This window comes from Streptomyces sp. NPDC050658 (assembly GCF_044457025.1).
In the GTDB taxonomy this organism is placed as follows: domain Bacteria; phylum Actinomycetota; class Actinomycetes; order Streptomycetales; family Streptomycetaceae; genus Streptomyces.
In genome coordinates this window covers 395,311-412,374 of sequence record NZ_JBITGM010000008.1, presented here as the reverse complement: position 1 = coordinate 412,374, position 17,064 = coordinate 395,311, and the positions used below count along the sequence as shown (strand labels likewise).

General features: G+C 70.6%; 16 protein-coding genes. 3 read left to right on the top strand and 13 right to left on the bottom strand.

All coding sequences use genetic code 11. The annotated features are described in order from the left end of the window. Positions 1 to 121 precede the first annotated feature (121 nt). The 11 genes from yajC to pgsA all read right to left on the bottom strand — a co-directional run bounded on the left by yajC (position 122) and on the right by pgsA (position 9,217). Positions 122 to 589, bottom strand: coding sequence for a preprotein translocase subunit YajC (yajC, locus tag ACIBKX_RS27990; protein WP_363277187.1), 468 nt, complete (start codon positions 587 to 589; stop codon positions 122 to 124). 164 nt (positions 590 to 753) lie between these two features. After that, positions 754 to 1,857 (bottom strand): Holliday junction branch migration DNA helicase RuvB, encoded by a 1,104-nt coding sequence (gene ruvB / locus ACIBKX_RS27985; RefSeq protein ID WP_363277188.1) that lies wholly within the window; start codon positions 1,855 to 1,857, stop codon positions 754 to 756. A gap of 221 nt (positions 1,858 to 2,078) precedes the next feature. Then, positions 2,079 to 2,690 (bottom strand): Holliday junction branch migration protein RuvA, encoded by a 612-nt coding sequence (gene ruvA, locus ACIBKX_RS27980; protein ID WP_363277189.1) that lies wholly within the window; start codon positions 2,688 to 2,690, stop codon positions 2,079 to 2,081. Next, on the bottom strand, positions 2,687 to 3,244 hold the full coding sequence (gene ruvC, locus ACIBKX_RS27975; protein WP_363277190.1) for a crossover junction endodeoxyribonuclease RuvC: 558 nt from the start codon (positions 3,242 to 3,244) through the stop codon (positions 2,687 to 2,689). The genes ruvA and ruvC overlap by 4 nt, the downstream gene beginning before the upstream one ends. A 132-nt stretch (positions 3,245 to 3,376) precedes the next feature. Beyond that, complete coding sequence (locus ACIBKX_RS27970; protein ID WP_363210989.1) at positions 3,377 to 4,129, bottom strand: YebC/PmpR family DNA-binding transcriptional regulator; 753 nt, start codon at positions 4,127 to 4,129, stop codon at positions 3,377 to 3,379. Between the two features lie 48 nt (positions 4,130 to 4,177). After that, positions 4,178 to 4,783: a pyridoxal 5'-phosphate synthase glutaminase subunit PdxT gene (pdxT, locus tag ACIBKX_RS27965; RefSeq protein ID WP_363277191.1), complete on the bottom strand. Its 606-nt coding sequence runs from the start codon at positions 4,781 to 4,783 to the stop codon at positions 4,178 to 4,180. Further along, the gene (gene pdxS, locus ACIBKX_RS27960) at positions 4,783 to 5,697 is read right to left on the bottom strand and encodes a pyridoxal 5'-phosphate synthase lyase subunit PdxS (protein ID WP_363277192.1); all 915 of its coding nucleotides are present in this window, start codon (positions 5,695 to 5,697) and stop codon (positions 4,783 to 4,785) included. The genes pdxT and pdxS overlap by 1 nt, the downstream gene beginning before the upstream one ends. A gap of 136 nt (positions 5,698 to 5,833) precedes the next feature. Beyond that, the gene (locus ACIBKX_RS27955; protein WP_363277193.1) at positions 5,834 to 6,379 is read right to left on the bottom strand and encodes a hypothetical protein; all 546 of its coding nucleotides are present in this window, start codon (positions 6,377 to 6,379) and stop codon (positions 5,834 to 5,836) included. Positions 6,380 to 6,453: 74 nt separating this feature from the next. After that, positions 6,454 to 7,614 carry a glycosyltransferase family 4 protein gene (locus ACIBKX_RS27950; RefSeq protein WP_363277194.1) on the bottom strand — a complete coding sequence of 387 codons (1,161 nt, stop codon included), beginning with the start codon at positions 7,612 to 7,614 and terminating at the stop codon, positions 6,454 to 6,456. Then, on the bottom strand, positions 7,611 to 8,549 hold the full coding sequence (locus ACIBKX_RS27945; protein WP_363277195.1) for a phosphatidylinositol mannoside acyltransferase: 939 nt from the start codon (positions 8,547 to 8,549) through the stop codon (positions 7,611 to 7,613). Before ACIBKX_RS27945 ends, ACIBKX_RS27950 begins: the two co-directional genes overlap by 4 nt. Further along, positions 8,546 to 9,217, bottom strand: coding sequence for a phosphatidylinositol phosphate synthase (gene pgsA / locus ACIBKX_RS27940; RefSeq protein WP_363277196.1), 672 nt, complete (start codon positions 9,215 to 9,217; stop codon positions 8,546 to 8,548). Before pgsA ends, ACIBKX_RS27945 begins: the two co-directional genes overlap by 4 nt. A 260-nt stretch (positions 9,218 to 9,477) precedes the next feature. Here pgsA and ACIBKX_RS27935 point away from each other — a divergent pair, with 260 nt between their 5' ends. Then, the gene (locus ACIBKX_RS27935; protein WP_363277197.1) at positions 9,478 to 11,685 is read left to right on the top strand and encodes an elongation factor G-like protein EF-G2; all 2,208 of its coding nucleotides are present in this window, start codon (positions 9,478 to 9,480) and stop codon (positions 11,683 to 11,685) included. 193 nt (positions 11,686 to 11,878) lie between these two features. Further along, entirely contained in the window at positions 11,879 to 13,546 is a 1,668-nt protein-coding gene (locus tag ACIBKX_RS27930) for a hypothetical protein (RefSeq protein ID WP_363277198.1), read from the top strand. 23 nt (positions 13,547 to 13,569) lie between these two features. Here the strand turns inward: ACIBKX_RS27930 and ACIBKX_RS27925 are convergent, their stop codons facing one another. After that, positions 13,570 to 14,130, bottom strand: coding sequence for an HIT domain-containing protein (locus ACIBKX_RS27925; RefSeq protein ID WP_363277199.1), 561 nt, complete (start codon positions 14,128 to 14,130; stop codon positions 13,570 to 13,572). Positions 14,131 to 14,198: 68 nt separating this feature from the next. Between ACIBKX_RS27925 and ACIBKX_RS27920 the strand changes: the two genes are divergently transcribed. Then, positions 14,199 to 14,855, top strand: a complete 657-nt coding sequence (locus ACIBKX_RS27920; RefSeq protein ID WP_363277200.1) for a potassium channel family protein — start codon at positions 14,199 to 14,201, stop codon at positions 14,853 to 14,855. A gap of 40 nt (positions 14,856 to 14,895) precedes the next feature. On the opposite strand, the gene thrS is transcribed toward ACIBKX_RS27920, so the two are convergent. Further along, on the bottom strand, positions 14,896 to 16,872 hold the full coding sequence (gene thrS, locus ACIBKX_RS27915) for a threonine--tRNA ligase (protein WP_363277201.1): 1,977 nt from the start codon (positions 16,870 to 16,872) through the stop codon (positions 14,896 to 14,898). Between the last annotated feature and the right edge of the window lie 192 nt (positions 16,873 to 17,064).

The window sequence follows — 17,064 nt, the reverse complement described above, 5'->3', positions numbered from 1 at the left end:
TCACTGAGCGGGGAGTTCCCGGGTGGGCGGCCATGAAATGGTGTCGAGACCCGTCGCTGGACCCACGCACTGCGGGGGCCGTGGCAGCGCGAGCGGCGCGCCCCACGGTCCCCGGTGGTGGCTACTTCGCGTCGGACTCGCCGTCGGTCTTCTTCGGCTCGGCGTCGTCGGCCTCGGGAGCGGTGTCCGCGTCCTTCTTGCCGAGGTCGATGGGCGAGTCGTCGGAAGCGTCGGCGGGCTCGTCGGTCTCGGTCAGGGAGGAGGCGTCGTCCGGGACGATGGGGGTGTTCGACTTCAGGCTCGCGCCCTCGCCGTGGACGATGCGGTTGTACTCGTCGTCCTCGAGGACGGCGCCGACGGCGTTCTTCGCGTAAAACGCGTGCACGCCCGGAGCCACCTCAAGGAGGACCGCGTCGTCGTGAACCTCCTTGACGGTGGCGTACATGCCCCCGATCGTGCGGATGCCGGTGCCGGGCTGCATCTCGTTGCGCATCTGCGCGGCCGCCTGCTGCTTCTTCTTGGCGGACCGGGTCATCAGGAACATGGCCCCGATGAGCACGATGAACGGGAGGAGGGTCACGATATTCACGGGACGGAGTTTCCTTCGCACGACCGCGCAGGTGGGCGGCCTGATGGATGGGGGTGGGCACGCCGCCCGCAAAGGCGGCATCGGCGGAGTCTAAGCGAGTCCGCACCTAACGAACAACGCTCAGCATGGCACCGCAGTTCCTGACCCGGCGAGTACCCGCGCCGTCACGCCCCGAACAGGTCCCCTTGTCCGATTCCGCCCGCCTGGCGCGGGGGGACAAGGCCGAGATGCGCCCATGCCGCGGGCGTCGCGACGCGGCCGCGGGGCGTGCGGGCGAGCAGCCCTTCCCGTACGAGGAAGGGCTCGGCCACCTCTTCGACCGTCTCGCGCTCCTCCCCCACCGCGACGGCGAGGGTCGACAGGCCGACGGGGCCGCCGCCGAACAGCTTGAGCAGGGCTTCGAGCACGGCGCGGTCGAGGCGATCGAGACCGCGGGCGTCGACCTCGTAGACCTTGAGGGCCGCACCGGCGATGTCCCTGGTGATCGCGCCGTCCGCCTTGACCTGGGCGTAGTCGCGCACGCGGCGCAGCAGGCGGTTGGCGATACGGGGCGTGCCTCGGGAGCGGCCCGCGATCTCGGCGGCGCCGGCCGGGTCGATCTCCACGTCGAGCAGGTGCGCGGAGCGGTGGACGACCCGCTCCAGCTCGGCCGGTTCGTAGAACTCCATGTGGGCGGTGAAGCCGAAGCGGTCGCGCAGCGGCGGCGGCAGCAGGCCCGCGCGTGTGGTGGCGCCGACCAGGGTGAAGGGCGGCAGTTCGAGCGGGATGGCGGTGGCGCCGGGGCCCTTGCCGACGATGACGTCGACGCGGAAGTCCTCCATCGCCATGTAGAGCATCTCCTCGGCGGGCCGGGACATCCGGTGGATCTCGTCGAGGAAGAGGACCTCGCCCTCCTGGAGGGAGGAGAGGATCGCGGCGAGGTCGCCCGCGTGCTGGATGGCGGGGCCGCTGGTGATGCGGATCGGGGCGCCCATCTCGGCCGCGATGATCATGGAGAGGGTCGTCTTGCCGAGGCCGGGGGCGCCGGAGAGCAGCACGTGGTCGGCGGTGGCGCCGCGCGCGCGGGCGGCGCGCAGGACCAGGTCGAGCTGCTCGCGGACCTTCTCCTGGCCGATGAACTCGCCCAGGTCCTTGGGGCGCAGGGCGGCCTCGACGGCCTGGTCCTCCCCGTCGGCGACTGAGCCCACCAGCCGCTCCGCGGCGGGACCGACGAGCCGCTCGGCCGCGCCGGGTGCGGTCGTGTCGTCGGTGGTCTCGTCCCAGTTCATGAGGTCGCCTCGCTCTGTGTTTCTGGTGGTCGGGGGCTGAGCGGTCGGGCTGAGTCCGCTGCGGTTCGGGAGCGCCCCGAGGGGGCGCGGGGCTGTGACATATGCGGCTCCGGTGCGAAGGGGGTTCCCCCTGTTCGAGTGAAGCCGAGAACTTGGGGGAGCGACCAGCCACGACGTACCCACAGACGGAGTACCGCGCTTCCCGCGGAGCGCTTGAGCGCTTAGCGGGTGCGGTTCAGCGTCTGCAGGGCGGCCTTCAGGAGCTGGCCCACCTGGGGCGGCGTCTCGGAGGCCTCGGCCTGCGGGGTGACGGCGGCGACCGCCTCGTCGGCCTCGCGGGTCGCGTACCCGAGGCCGATCAGTGCGGCGTGCAGCTGGTCGCGCCAGCCGGCGGTGACGGCCTTGCCGATGGCGGGGCCGCCGGTGCCGAGCGGCTCACCGAGGCGGTCCTTGTACTCCAGGAGGAGCTTCTGGGCGCCCTTCTTGCCGATGCCGGGGACGGCGGTGAGCGCCTTCTCGTCGCCGGTGGAGACCGCGCGGCGCAGGGCGTCCGGGCTGTGCACGGCGAGCATCGCCTGGGCCAGGCGCGGTCCGACGCCGCTCGCGGTCTGCAGCAGCTCGAAGGTCTGCCGCTCGTCGTCGTCCGCGAAGCCGTACAGGGTCAGGGAGTCCTCCCGGACGACGAGGGAGGTGGCGAGCTTGGCCTGCTGTCCGACGCGGAGCGTGGAGAGCGTGTTCGGCGTGCACTGGACGGCCATGCCGACGCCGCCGACCTCGACCACCGCGGTATCGGGGGCGAGGGCGGCTACGGGGCCGCTGACGAAGGCGATCATGCGGTACGGCCTTTCGATGCGTGCAGGGCTGCGGCCTGCTGGAGGCGGTTCTGGGCCACGGCTTGCTGGAGGCGGTTCTGCGCGGGGGCGCGCCAGATGTGGCAGATGGCGAGGGCGAGGGCGTCCGCCGCGTCGGCCGGCTTCGGCGGCGCGTCGAGCCTCAGGAGCCTGGTCACCATCGCGCCGACCTGCGCCTTGTCGGCCCGGCCGCTGCCGGTGACGGCGGCCTTGACCTCGCTCGGCGTGTGCAGGGCGACGGGAATGCCGCGGCGCGAGGCGCAGAGCATGGCGACGGCACTGGCCTGGGCCGTGCCCATCACCGTACGGACGTTGTGCTGGCTGAACACCCGCTCCACGGCGAGGACTTCGGGCTCGTGCTCGTCGAGCCACTGCTCGATGCCCTGCTCGATGACGACGAGGCGGTGGCCCAACTCGGCGTCCGGCGGCGTGCGGACGACGCCGACCCCGCGCATCGTGAGCGGTCGTCCGGCGACTCCGTCGACGACCCCGACACCGCACCGGGTCAGTCCGGGGTCCACCCCCAGTACGCGCATGCGCGCCCCTCCCCTCGTCACAGCGGTGATCATTGACTTCACGCCAGGCTATCCGCTGCCACTGACAACAGCGGCGGGCCGGTGGACGTGTGTCCTATCCGGCCCGCCGAAACTGCTCAGCTCGCGGCAGCGCTACGCGTCGACCTTCTCCATGACCTCGTCGCTCACGTCGAAGTTGGCGAAGACGTTCTGCACGTCGTCGCTGTCCTCCAGCGCGTCGATCAGCTTGAAGATCTTGCGCGCGCCGTCCTCGTCCAGCTCGACCTGCATGGTCGGGACGAAGTTGGCGTCCGCCGAGTCGTACTCGATCCCGGCCTCCTGCAGCGCGGTGCGGACCGCGACCATGTCGGTGGCCTCGGAGAGCACCTCGAAGGACTCGCCGAGGTCGTTGACCTCTTCGGCGCCCGCGTCCAGGACGGCACCGAGGACGTCGTCCTCGGACAGCTCACCCTTGGGGACGATCACGACGCCCTTGCGGTTGAACAGGTACGAGACGGAGCCCGGGTCGGCCATCGAGCCGCCGTTACGGGTCATGGCGACACGTACGTCCGAGGCGGCGCGGTTGCGGTTGTCGGTGAGGCACTCGATGAGCACCGCGACACCGTTGGGGCCGTAGCCCTCGTACATGATCGTCTCGTAGTCGGCGCCACCGGCCTCGAGACCGGCGCCGCGCTTGACCGCGGAGTCGATGTTCTTGTTCGGCACCGAGCTCTTCTTCGCCTTCTGGATGGCGTCGAAGAGGGTCGGGTTGCCGGACACATCGGCGCCGCCCGTGCGGGCCGCGACCTCGATGTTCTTGATCATCTTCGCGAAGAGCTTGCCGCGCTTGGCATCAATCACGGCCTTCTTGTGCTTCGTCGTAGCCCATTTAGAGTGGCCGGACATCTGCCTGTCTCCTTCGCGTTACCCAACTCAGTACGAACCCGAGAGATCCTACAAGGATCCCGCCGCCGCGTTCTCCCGCACCATCCCGACGAACAGCTCGTGCACCCGATGGTCGCCCGTCAGCTCCGGATGGAACGACGTCGCGAGCGCGTTGCCCTGCCGTACGGCGACGATGTGGCCCTCGTGCTCGGCGAGCACCTCGGCGCCGGCGCCGACGGACTCCACCCAGGGGGCGCGGATGAAGACGCCCTCCACGGGAGCGCCCTCGATGCCGGCGATGTCGACGGCCGCCTCGAAGGACTCGTTCTGCCGCCCGAAGGCGTTGCGCCGCACGATCATGTCGATGCCGCCGACGGTCTCCTGCTCCGAGCGCGGATCCAGGATCTTGTCGGCGAGCATGATCATGCCCGCGCAGGTGCCGTAGACCGGCATACCGGCACGCACGCGTGCGCGCAGCGGCTCCAGGAGGCCGAACAGGGTGGCCAGCTTGGAGATGGTGGTGGACTCACCGCCGGGGATGACCAGGCCGTCCACCTCGGCCAGCTCTTCGGGGCGCCGGACCGGCCTGGCCAGGGCGTCAGCCGAGGCCAGGGCGATCAGGTGCTCCCGTACGTCCCCCTGAAGGGCGAGGACGCCCACTACGGGAGTGGTCATTACCAGCCCCGGTTCGCGTAGCGCTCGGCCTCGGGCAGGGTGTCGCAGTTGATGCCGACCATGGCCTCGCCCAGGTTGCGGGACGCGTCGGCGATGACCTTCGGGTCGTCGTAGAAGGTCGTGGCCTTCACGATGGCGGCGGCGCGCGCGGCCGGGTCGCCGGACTTGAAGATGCCGGAGCCGACGAAGACACCCTCGGCGCCGAGCTGGCGCATCAGGGCGGCGTCGGCGGGGGTGGCGACGCCACCGGCCGAGAAGAGGACCACCGGCAGCTTGCCCAGCTCGGAGACCTCCTTGACGAGCTCGTACGGGGCGCGCAGCTCCTTGGCGGCGGCGTACAGCTCGTTGTTGTCGAAGCCGCGCAGCTTGGCGATCTCGTTCTTGATCTGGCGCAGGTGGCGCACGGCCTCGACCACGTTGCCCGTGCCGGCCTCGCCCTTCGAGCGGATCATGGCCGCGCCCTCGGCGATGCGGCGCAGGGCCTCGCCCAGGTTGGTGGCGCCACAGACGAAGGGGGTCGTGAAGGCGAACTTGTCGCTGTGGTTGACCTCGTCGGCCGGGGTCAGGACCTCGGACTCGTCGATGTAGTCGACGCCGAGCGACTGCAGGACCTGCGCCTCGACGAAGTGGCCGATGCGGGACTTGGCCATGACCGGGATGGAGACGGCCTCGATGATCTCTTCGATCATGTTCGGGTCGGACATCCGGGCCACGCCGCCGTCCTTGCGGATGTCGGCGGGGACCCGCTCCAGGGCCATGACGGCGACGGCGCCGGCGTCCTCGGCTATCTTCGCCTGCTCGGCGTTGACCACGTCCATGATGACGCCGCCCTTGAGCTGCTCGGCCATGCCGCGCTTGACGCGCGCGGTGCCGGTCTCGGGCGACGGGTTGCTGCTGGAGAGGGTGCTGGACACGGAGTTGACCTCGATTGCTGACGACGGGTTCCTGCGTCTATGAGGAAACTCCCGGCGACCAGTCCACAGCAAGGGCCAATGAATGACCGGTGGCTCATTTTTCCCGTACGTCCCTGGTCAGGGGCGTATGGGGCTGCTAAGCACCGGCCCGGTCGGCCAGTGCCGCGGGCGGCTCGTCGTCCATCTCGAAGGCCATCGGGAACGGCGCGTGGCCCGCGAGGCGGAACCAGCGGACCTTGCGGTGCCTGCGCAGGGCGCGGGCCGCGCGTACGGCGTCGTTGTGGAAGCGGCGGGCCATCGGGACCCGGCGCACGGCCGCCGCCAGCTCCCCCGCGGCCTCGTCGCCGCCCGGCGCCTCACGCACCGCCTCGACCTGCTGGGCCTCTCCGAAGATCGCCCGCAGCGCCTGGCTGAGCTCGCTCTCGGCGACCTCGCGCTGCTCCTCCTCCGCCTGCCGGGCCGCGTGCGCCGCCTCGTAGAGCACGATGGAGGCCGCCGGATCGAGCACTCCGGAGGTGGCCACTTCCTGGGCCACCGAGGCGCGGCGCAGGAGCTGCGCGTCGAGGGCGGCACGAGCCGCGTCGAGGCGCGCGTGCAGCCGGTCGAGCCGTCCGGCGGTCCAGCTCAGGTAGAGGCCGATCGCGAAGAGGGCCGCCGCGATCCAGATCAATGTCGAGGTCACCGGCACGAGGCTAGCCGCAACGGCCGAACGGATTCACCGCCGGGCGCCCCGAACACCCGGCGGCACCAAGGGGTTCAGTCCCGCGCGAGCCCGAACCGTGCCCGCAGGCCCGTCCGTTCGTCCGCGGCGACCGCCGCCGCGCCGTCCGTCACCGTCTCGTACACGGAGAGGATGTCCGCGCCGACCGTCGACCAGTCGAAGCGGCGTACGTGCTTGGAGCCGCGCTCGCGCAGTTCCTCGCGCCGCTCGGGGTCGCCGAGCAGCCGCACGGCCGCCGCCGCCAGCGAGTCGGCGTCCTCGTTCGTGAAGAGGTCGCCCGCGGCGCCCTGGTCGAGGACCTGGGCGAAGGCGTCCAGATCGCTGGCGAGGACGGGCGCGCCCGCCGACATCGCCTCGACCAGGATGATCCCGAAGCTCTCGCCGCCGGTGTTGGGCGCCACGTACACGTCGACGCTGCGCAGCAGCCGCGCCTTGTCCTCGTCGCTGACCATGCCGAGGAACTCGACGCGGTCGCGCATCTCGGCCGGCAGCGAGGCGACGGCCTCCTCCTCGTCGCCGCGCCCCGCGACGAGCAGCCGGGTGTCCGGGCGCTCCGCGAGGATCTTCGGCAGGGCCCGCATCAGCACCGGCAGGCCCTTGCGGGGCTCGTCGATGCGGCCGATGAAGCCGATCGTCTGGCCCTGCCACTCGGCCTTGGGCTCTGCGTCGGCGAAGAAGTCGACGTCGACGCCGTTCGGGATGACGACCGCGTCGCCGCCCAGGTGCTCGACGAGGGTGCGCCGCGCGTACTCGCTCACCGCGATGCGCGCGCTGATCTTCTCCAGGGCGGGCTGCAGGATCGGATACGCGGCGATCATGGCCCTGGAGCGCGGATTGGACGTGTGGAACGTCGCGACGATCGGCCCCTGGGCCGCCCAGCAGCTGAGCAGCCCGAGCGACGGCGAGGCCGGCTCGTGGATGTGGATGACGTCGAAGGTGCCGTCGTGCAGCCAGCGGCGCACCCGCGCGGCGGACAGGAACCCGAAGTTGAGCCGGGCCACCGAGCCGTTGTACGGCACGGGCACGGCGCGGCCCGCCGAGACGACGTACGACGGAAGCGGTGTCTCGTCGTCCGCCGGGGCGAGCACGGACACCTCGTGGCCGAGCCGGATCAGATGCTCCGCGAGGTCACGGATGTGGAACTGGACACCGCCCGGCACGTCCCACGAGTAGGGGCAGACGATGCCGATCCTCACCGGGCGGTCCCCTCTGCGGGGCCTTCGGCGCCGTCTGCGGGCCCCTTGGCGGGGTCCAGGTCCGCGAGCCACAAACGCTGCAGCATGTGCCAGTCCTCCGGATGGTCGGCGATACCCGTGGCGAAGGCGTCGGCCAGCGCCTGCGTCATGACAGACGTCTTCTCGGTACGGGTACCTGTCTCGGGGACATCGATGGGCGGATGGACGCGGCCCTGCATGACCGGGGATTCGTCGTACCAGAGCGTCACGGGCAGCAGCAGTGCGCCGGTCTGCTGGGCGAGCATCGCGGGGCCCGCGGGCATCCGCGCGGTGTCCCCGAAGAACTTCACCTCGACGCCGGAGGCCGACAGGTCGCGGTCCGCGACCAGGCAGACGAGTCCGCCCGCGCGCAGCCGCCGTGCCAGCGTGCCGAAGGCGGAGCCCCCGACGTGCGGCAGGACCTCCATGCCGAGCTTGCCGCGGTAGGCGACGAACCGGTCGTACAGGGACTCGGGCTTCAGGCGTTCCTGGACGGTCGTGAAGGGCGTCTCGAGCTTGGTGGTGACCCAGGCGCCGGCGAGGTCCCAGTTGCCCAGGTGCGGCAGGGCGAGGATGACGCCCTTTCCGGCGGCCAGGCCCTCGGTCAGATAGTGGACGTCCTTCGGTACGAAGCCGTCCTTGACGCGGTCCCTGCTCCAGGCGGGCAGCCGGAAGGACTCCATCCAGTAGCGCATGTACGAGCGCATGCCGGCCTTGGAGAGTTCGGCGAGCCGCTCCGGAGTCGCGTCGGGCACCACGCGCGCGTAGTTGGCCTCAAGGCGCCGTACGCCCTTGCCGCGGCGCTTCCACGCGGTGTCGGCGATGGTCCTGCCCAGCCGCACGGCGACCGGCTCGGGCAGCTTCTTGACGGTGCTCCAGCCGAGCCCGTACAGCGCGTCCGTCAGTCGGTCCTTCACTGTGCGGCCTCACTCTCCGGGGCCTCGGCCGCCGCGGCGGCATCGGCCTCCGCGGATTCGCGGCGCACGGTCACGACGCGCTGGACGAGGGTCACGAGGCTGCCGACCGCGACGATCCACAGGGCGATCGGCAGCAGGATGTCGATGCCGGGTACGCCGAACTTGTGCAGCCCCGCGAAGCCCGCGGCGACCAGCGAGATGACCAGCCGCTCGGCGCGCTCCACCAGACCGTTGACCGCGACGGGCAGGCCGATCGCCTCGCCGCGCGCCTTGGTGTACGAGACCACCTGGCCGCTGGCCAGGCAGAAGATGGAGACGGCGCACAGGATGTTGTCGTCGCCCGAACCGGCGTACCAGAGCGCCAGGCCGCCGAAGATCGCGCTGTCGGCGACGCGGTCGAGCGTGGAGTCGAGGAAGGCGCCCCAGCGGCTGGAGCGGCCCAGCTGCCGTGCCATGTTCCCGTCGACGAGGTCGGAGAACACGAAGAGCGTGATCACGACCGTGCCCCAGAAGAACTCGCCGCGGGGGAAGAAGACCAGCGCTCCCGCCACCACACCGGCCGTGCCGATGAACGTGACCGCGTCAGGGCTCACCCCGCGCCGGATGAGAAACGCGGCGAACGGTGTGAGAACACGCGTGAAGAAAGCACGCGCGTACTTGTTCAGCATGGCCTTCCCGAGGGGTCGGTGGACCGCGCGGCCCTGTTGGCCACCGGCTGGCCCATCGTAGTCACGCCCTTGACGGACCGGCTCGCCCCCTCACGATCGCGTACGACGTATGGACGCACCGTGACGCGAGTGGAAAGCTCGAAAGCACCGCGGGCGTCGCCGGAGTCGACCCGCACGCGGCCCCGCGTGTCCGCGAACAGCCAGCATCCCCGAGGGGGCTGTGCGCCTCCTCGCCGTGCACGTAACCGGGAGGCCAAGGCATGGGCGACAAGGCGAACGCACACCCCGGAGCCGCCGGCAGGGCAGCGACGGCCGACCACCCCGCGTCCGTACGGAATGTGGTGCTGGTCGGCCACAGCGGATCGGGCAAGACGACTCTGGTGGAGGCCCTCGCGCTGACCGCGGGGGCGGTGAACAGGGCGGGCCGCGTGGAGGACGGCGGCACCGTCTCCGACTACGACGACATCGAGCACCGCCAGCAGCGCTCGGTGCAGCTGTCCCTGGTCCCCGTGGAATGGGGCGGGTACAAGATCAATCTGCTCGATACTCCCGGATACGCCGACTTCGTCGGGGAGCTGAGGGCCGGTCTGCGCGCGGCGGACGCGGCCCTTTTCGTGGTCTCGGCGGCCGAGGGCATCGAGGGCATCACGGGCGCGACCCGCATGGTGTGGGAGGAGTGCGCGGCGGTCGGCATGCCGCGGGCGATCGTGGTGACGCACCTGGAGGCGTCCCGCGCCGACTTCACCGAGATGACGCGGACCTGCGCGGACGCCTTCGGGGCCGATGACCCGGACGCCGTGCTTCCGCTGTATCTGCCGCTGCACGGCGCGCAGGGTCCGGACGGGCACGCGCCGGTGACCGGCCTGATCGGGCTGCTCTCGCAGCGGATCTTCGACTACGCGTCCGGGGAGCGGAAGGAGTCGGAACCGGGCGAGGACCAGCTGCCGCTGATCGAGGACGCGCGGAACAAGCTGATCGAGGGGATCATCGCCGAGAGCGAGGACGAGTCCCTCATGGACCGTTATCTCGGCGGCGAGGACATCGACTTCAAGACACTCGTGGACGATCTGGAGCGGGCCGTGGCCCGCGGCATCTTCCATCCGGTCCTCGCGGCGGCGCCCGCGGCCGAGGGCGCCCGGCAGGGCATCGGCACGGTCGAGCTGCTCGAACTGATCACGGGCGGTTTCCCCACACCCCTGGAGCATCCGGCGCCGGCCGTCACCACACCGGGCGGCAAGGCGCGGCCCGCGCTGACCTGCGACCCGGAGGGCCCGCTCGTCGCGGAGGTGGTGAAGACGGCGTCCGACCCGTACGTGGGGCGCGTCTCCCTCGTACGGGTCTTCTCGGGCACCCTGCGGCCCGACGAGACGGTGCATGTCTCGGGGCACGGGCTCGCCGACCGCGGGCACGAGGATCACGACGTCGACGAACGGGTCGGCGCGCTGTCCTCGCCCTTCGGCAAGCACCAGCGCACCCTCACCCACTGCGTCGCGGGCGATCTGGCCTGTGTCGCCAAGCTGAACCGCGCCGAGACGGGCGACACCCTGTCCGCCAAGGACGACCCGCTCCTGATGGAGCCCTGGGACATGCCCGACCCGCTGCTCCCGCTGGCCATCCAGGCGCACAGCAAGGCGGACGAGGACAAGCTCTCGCAGGGGCTCTCGCGGCTTGTCGCCGAGGACCCGACGATGCGTCTGGAGCAGAACCAGGACACCCACCAGGTGGTCCTGTGGTGCCTGGGCGAGGCGCACGCGGACGTCGCCCTGGAGCGGCTGCGCAGCCGGTACGGCGTACAGGTGGACGTCGTCGCGCACAAGGTCTCCCTTCGGGAGACGTTCGCCGGCAAGTCCGCCGGGCGCGGCCGTCATGTGAAGCAGTCGGGCGGCCACGGGCAGTACGCGATCTGCGAGATCGAGGTCGAGCCGCTGCCGGGCGGCTCCGGCATCGAGTTCGTCGACAAGGTGGTGGGCGGCGCGGTCCCCCGGCAGTTCATCCCGTCCGTCGAGAAGGGGGTGCGGGCGCAGGCCGCGAAGGGCGTGGCCGCCGGGTATCCGCTCATCGACGTACGGATCACGCTGCTCGACGGCAAGGCGCACTCGGTGGACTCCTCCGACGCGGCGTTCCAGACGGCGGGCGCGCTCGCCCTGCGCGAGGCCGCGGCGGACGCCAGGATCCACCTGTTGGAGCCGGTGGCCGAGGTGCGGGTCCTGGTCGGCGACGAGCACGTGGGCTCGGTGATGAGCGATCTGTCCGGGCGCCGCGGCCGGGTGGTCGGCACCGAGCAGGCGCCCGGCGGCCGGACACTCGTGCGGGCCGAGGTGCCCGAGATCGAGATCGGCCGGTACGCGGTCGACCTGCGGTCGCTCTCACAGGGCACCGCCCGGTTCAGCCGCAGCTACGCCCGGCACGAGCCCATGCCCCCGCAGCTCTCCGAGAGGATCCGTGAACAGGCGCAGGACGTCTCGTAGTTGAGGCACCGTCAGGGATCCGGGCGGCCGGTTGCCGCTGGCTCTCTCCCCTCCGGGCGAGCGCCATCCGGCCGCCCCATGACAGATGTCGGTGCGCACCGATACGCTGATGACCTGATCAACGATGACCTGATCAACAGGTGTGCCAGGGACGGAAGTCGGGAAAAGCCGCAGCAGCGAGGTTCTTGCGGCGATGGGGGCGGCAGTGGCGGACGACGTATTCGACTTCAAGCCCGGCGCGCAGGTCCCGCTGTCGGGTGCCGCGGGGCAGACGGCGGCGACGCACGCCCTCGCGTCGGCGGCATACCGGGACAGCCCGGCGGAGAAGATCCTCGACGCCAACAGCGAGTGGCACAAGTCCGACGTGAAGAGCGGCCTGTTCAAGCTCTTCGCGCCGAATCTGGGCGAGGCGTTCGCGCGCGCCGTGCAGGTGCGTATGCTCGGCGGCGGCCGCAAGCCGCTGATCCAGTCCTTCGGGACGGAGCCCCAGTCGATCGTCGAGCACTGCCTCGCGGCGAACAACATCCGCAAGGACCGCGACCGTTGGCTGACGGCCGTGATGGCCCTGTGCGGCCTGATCTTCCTGCCCGGCCTGCTGGCCTGGCTGCTTGTCTTCACGGGCAAGCAGGCGGTGATGAAGCGGGACGACAAGCGGGCGAACGCGATCGCCACGGCCGTCCTGGTGGCCGTCGGCGTGCTCGCCGCGGTCTTCCTGATCCGGCTGCCCTTCGACGGCTTCTGGGCCTGGTACATACGGGCGGCGATCGTGGTCCCGGTGATCGGCTGGTTCTGGGCGAAGCTGATCGCCGAGCGCACGGCCAGGGATCTGCGGGAGCGCTGGGACAGCCTGCTCGCGGGCGGCGGCATCGGCGCCAAGATCCCCGAGGCGGTGCCGGGCAGCCCGGGCGAGACGGCCGCCGAGCAGCTGCGTCAGGGCCTGGCCCGGCTCTCCGCGGAGCAGCAGAGCAACTCCGTCTTCTACGCGGGCCCCAAGGGCATATTGGGCATGGGCACGCGCTGGGGCAGCTGGCAGCTGGCCGAGGAGCTGGTGGCCGGCGAGGACGGCACGGAGATCCACCCGTTCCGCAGCTGGGACGTCATACGGGCGGTGCACGACCAGCTGCGCATGCTGGAGCGCGGCCCGCTGCACACCGGCGGCTTCCCGACCCCGTCGATCAAGCACTGGATCGTCTCCCCCATCGGGGAGAACGCGAAGGCGGTCGCCCGCCCCAGCGGCACCGACGTCGAGGCCTTCCAGGTCCGCGGCCACGAGATACAGCGGATCTGCAACGAGCAGCAGTTCGGCAGCGGCGACCGGCACTATCTGGGCGTGCAGTTCACGCTCTGGGACGGCCAGTTGGTCATCACGATGCTGATCACGGTGACGGTCCTGCACGAGACGCTGCGCATCGAGGTGACCGGTCACGCGCTCGGCCCGGTGCACTCCCTGTTCACCAGCAAGCCCGACCCCAAGACGAAGACGGTCGCCAAGCCGATCAAGTTCTGGGAGACCACCGACCGCAAGCTGCCGCTGGTCGACGCGGACGAGGTCGTACGCCTCGCGGTCCGCGCCCCCTTCACCTGGTACCCGCCGCTCCTGGACTACCTCGGCGGCAAGCTGGTCCTGCCCGAGCCCTTCGGCCTGCGGCACGCCTGGGCGGACAAGCCGTGGCGGCACCGCTTCATGGCCGACGACGCCCTGCGCGCGGCCACACCGGTGCTTCGCGTGGTGCACTCGGCGGCCATCAAGGTCCTCGCCGAGAACGGCGTGGACACCGAGAAGTTCGGCGCCCGCTCCGGCTTCCTCAGCGGCGCGGTCCAGGACCCGATGCCGAGGAAGGCGGATGTGTACGACGCGTAGGCGCTCCGCTGGGGGACCGGTCCCTAGCTCGTCGGCCAGGCGTCCGCGAGCATCTTGCGGGTGTCCGCGAGCAGCTGCGGAAGGATCTTGGTGTGCCCGACGACCGGCATGAAGTTCGTGTCCCCGCCCCAGCGGGGCACGATGTGCTGGTGCAGATGCGCGGCGATGCCGGCCCCCGCCACCGTCCCCTGGTTCATGCCGATGTTGAAGCCGTGCGCGCCCGACGCCGTCCGCAGCGCGGTCATGGCCTGCTTGGTGAGCTCGGCGAGCTCGGCCGTCTCCGGGGCCGTCAGCTCGGTGTAGTCGGCGACGTGACGGTACGGGACGACCATCAAGTGCCCGCCGTTGTACGGGTAGAGGTTCAGGACCGCGTAGACGTGCTCGCCGCGTGCGACGACCAGACCGTCCTCGTCGGATTTGGCCGGGATGGAGCAGAACGGACAGCCGTCGTCCGCCCCCGGACCGCTCGGCTTGTTCTCGCCCTGGATGTACGCCATCCGGTGGGGCGTCCACAGGCGCTGGAACGCGTCCTGCGTCCCCACTCCGATCTGCTGCTCCGGCTCACTCGTCATGCAGTGCAGCATATGACTTCGCCCGTTCGGAGCGTGTCGGCGGGGCAGCCGCCGGGTGCCTCACGGGGGAAGCTGGGCCGATGACCGAAGACAGCCGACAGGCACGCTGGGAGGACCGCACCGAGGCCCCGCTGTTCCTCGCCTCGGTGCTGTTCCTCGCCTCGTACGCGGTACTGGTCCTCGCCCCCGGCCTGCCGGACGCCTGGCATGACCTGTTCCTCGCCCTCACGCTGGCCGCGTGGGCGGCGTTCGCCGTGGACTACGCGGTGCGGTGGCGGCTGAGCGGGCAGCGGTTCGGCTTCGTACGCAGACACTGGCTCGACACCCTCGTACTCGTCCTGCCGCTGCTGCGACCGCTGCGGATCGTGCGGCTCTACGAGGCCGTGCAGCGCCGCCACGCACAGCCGCGGCTCGCGCTGCACGCGCGCGTGATGGCCTACGCGGGCCTCTCGGCGCTGCTGCTCGGCTTCGCGGGCGCGCTCGCCGTCTACCAGCAGGAGCACACCGCGCCGGACGCGACGATCCGGACGTTCGGCGACTCCGTGTGGTGGACCTGCACCACGCTGTCGACGGTCGGGTACGGCGATCTGGCGCCGGTCACGGGGCTCGGCAGGTTCGTCGCGGTGGGCCTGATGTGCGGTGGGCTCGCGCTGCTCGGGGCGGTGACGGGGTCGTTCTCCTCCTGGCTGCTCCAGGTGTTCACGCGCGAGGACGAGAGGAGGCCCCCGGAAAGCTGAGCTCTCCGGGGGCCTCCTGCCCCGCTCGCGCGGGGAACGATCAGACCTGCTCGCGACGCTCCACCACGCCGAGGAGCTTGGCGAGCGCCTCGTCGCGCGGGATGCCGTTCTCCTGCGAGCCGTCGCGGTAGCGGAAGGAGACCGTGCCCGCGTTCATGTCGTCGTCACCGACGATGATCATGAACGGGACCTTCAGCTTCTGCTGCGTACGGATCTTCTTCTGCATGCGGTCCGAGGAGGCGTCCACCTCGACCCGCAGGCCCTTCTTCTTGGCGTCGGCCGCGAACTCCTGGAGGTACGGGACGTGCGCGTCGCCGACCGGGATGCCCACCGCCTGGACCGGGGCGAGCCACGGCGGCATGGCGCCCGCGTAGTGCTCCAGGAGCACCGCGAAGAACCGCTCGATGGAACCGAACAGGGCACGGTGGATCATGACCGGGCGCTGCTTGGAGCCGTCCGGGCCGGTGTACTCCAGGTTGAAGCGCTCCGGCAGGTTGAAGTCGAGCTGCACGGTCGACATCTGCCAGGTGCGGCCGATGGCGTCCTTGCACTGCACGGAGATCTTCGGGCCGTAGAAGGCGGCGCCGCCCGGGTCCGGGACCAGCGGGAGGCCCTGCTTCTCGGCGACCTGCTGCAGCGTCGCGGTGGCCTCCTCCCAGATCTCGTCCGAGCCGACGAACTTCTCCGGGTCCTTGGTGGACAGCTCCAGGTAGAAGTCGGTCAGGCCGTAGTCGCGCAGCAGGTTCAGGACGAAGGTGAGCGTCTTGTCCAGCTCGTCCGCCATCTGCTCCTTGGTGCAGTAGATGTGCGCGTCGTCCTGGGTGAAGCCGCGGGCACGGGTCAGACCGTGCACGACGCCGGACTTCTCGTACCGGTACACGGTGCCGAACTCGAAGAGGCGCAGCGGCAGTTCACGGTAGGAACGCCCGCGCGCATCGAAGATCAGGTTGTGCATCGGGCAGTTCATGGGCTTGAGGTAGTAGTCCACGCCCTCGTCGAGCTGCATGGGCGGGTACATGCCGTCGGCGTACCAGTCCAGGTGGCCCGAGGTCTCGAAGAGCTTCCCCTTGGTGGCGTGCGGGGTGTAGACGAACTCGTACCCCTCCTCCTCGTGCCGACGGCGCGAGTAGTCCTCCATGACCCGGCGGATGATGCCGCCCTTGGGGTGGAAGACCGCGAGGCCGGAGCCGATCTGCTCCGGGATGGAGAACAGGTCCAGTTCGTTGCCCAGCTTGCGGTGGTCGCGCTTCTCGGCCTCGGCGAGGAACTCCAGGTGCGCCTTGAGCTCGTCCTTGGTGGGCCACGCGGTGCCGTAGATGCGCTGGAGCATCGGGTTCTTCTCGCTGCCCCGCCAGTACGCCGCGGCGTTGCGCATCAGCTTGAACGCCGGGATGTTCCGGGTGGTGGGCAGGTGGGGACCGCGGCAGAGGTCCTTCCAGCACAGGTCGCCGGACTTCGGGTCAAGGTTGTCGTAGATGGTCAGCTCGCCGCCGCCCACCTCGACGTCCGCGCCGTCGTCACTGGACGCGGAGCCCTTGATGCCGATGAGCTCCAGCTTGTACGGCTCGTTCGCCAGCTCCTCGCGGGCGGCCTCGTCGGTGACGACGCGGCGCGAGAAGCGCTGGCCGCGCTTCTGGATCTCCTGCATCTTCTTCTCGATGGCCTTGAGATCCTCGGGCGTGAACGGCTTCTCGACGTCGAAGTCGTAGTAGAAGCCGTCCTTGACCGGCGGGCCGATGCCCAGCTTGGCCTCGGGGAAGAGCTCCTGCACGGCCTGCGCCATCACGTGCGCGGTGGAGTGCCGCAGGATGTTCAGGCCGTCCTCGGAGGAGATCTCGACCGGCTCGATCTCCTCGCCGTCCTGGACGGCGTACGCCAGGTCCTTCAGCTCGCCGCCCACGCGCGCGGCGACGATGGTGCGCTCACCGGGGAAGAGTTCGGCGGCCGTAGTGCCCGTCGTCACCACGCGCTCTTCCCGCTCGGAATCGCGTTGGATGATCACACGGACGTCTGACACCGGTCTCTCCTGCCTGAAGGGGGTCGCGGCAGATCTGCTCCTGCACGCGAAACGAATCGTACCGAGCCCGGGGCACCCATCGCGAAACGGTTATCCCCCGGCAGCCCTCCGGCACCGGCCGCGCCCGCCCTCAGTCGCCGCCGCAGGCCTACTCAGTCGCCGCCGCAGGCCTACTCAGTCACCGCCGCAGCC

What these genes read in the sequence shown, in the direction of transcription:
- ruvB (WP_363277188.1), bottom strand. Translation starts at nt 1,857, where the DNA reads ATGAACTGGGACGAGACCACCGACGACACGACCGCACCCGGCGCGGCC.
- ruvA (WP_363277189.1), bottom strand. Translation starts at nt 2,690, where the DNA reads ATGATCGCCTTCGTCAGCGGCCCCGTAGCCGCCCTCGCCCCCGATACC.
- ruvC (WP_363277190.1), bottom strand. Translation starts at nt 3,244, where the DNA reads ATGCGCGTACTGGGGGTGGACCCCGGACTGACCCGGTGCGGTGTCGGG.
- ACIBKX_RS27970 (WP_363210989.1), bottom strand. Translation starts at nt 4,129, where the DNA reads ATGTCCGGCCACTCTAAATGGGCTACGACGAAGCACAAGAAGGCCGTG.
- pdxT (WP_363277191.1), bottom strand. Translation starts at nt 4,783, where the DNA reads ATGACCACTCCCGTAGTGGGCGTCCTCGCCCTTCAGGGGGACGTACGG.
- pgsA (WP_363277196.1), bottom strand. Translation starts at nt 9,217, where the DNA reads ATGCTGAACAAGTACGCGCGTGCTTTCTTCACGCGTGTTCTCACACCG.
- ACIBKX_RS27935 (WP_363277197.1), top strand. Translation starts at nt 9,478, where the DNA reads ATGGGCGACAAGGCGAACGCACACCCCGGAGCCGCCGGCAGGGCAGCG.
- ACIBKX_RS27930 (WP_363277198.1), top strand. Translation starts at nt 11,879, where the DNA reads ATGGGGGCGGCAGTGGCGGACGACGTATTCGACTTCAAGCCCGGCGCG.
- ACIBKX_RS27925 (WP_363277199.1), bottom strand. Translation starts at nt 14,130, where the DNA reads ATGCTGCACTGCATGACGAGTGAGCCGGAGCAGCAGATCGGAGTGGGG.
- ACIBKX_RS27920 (WP_363277200.1), top strand. Translation starts at nt 14,199, where the DNA reads ATGACCGAAGACAGCCGACAGGCACGCTGGGAGGACCGCACCGAGGCC.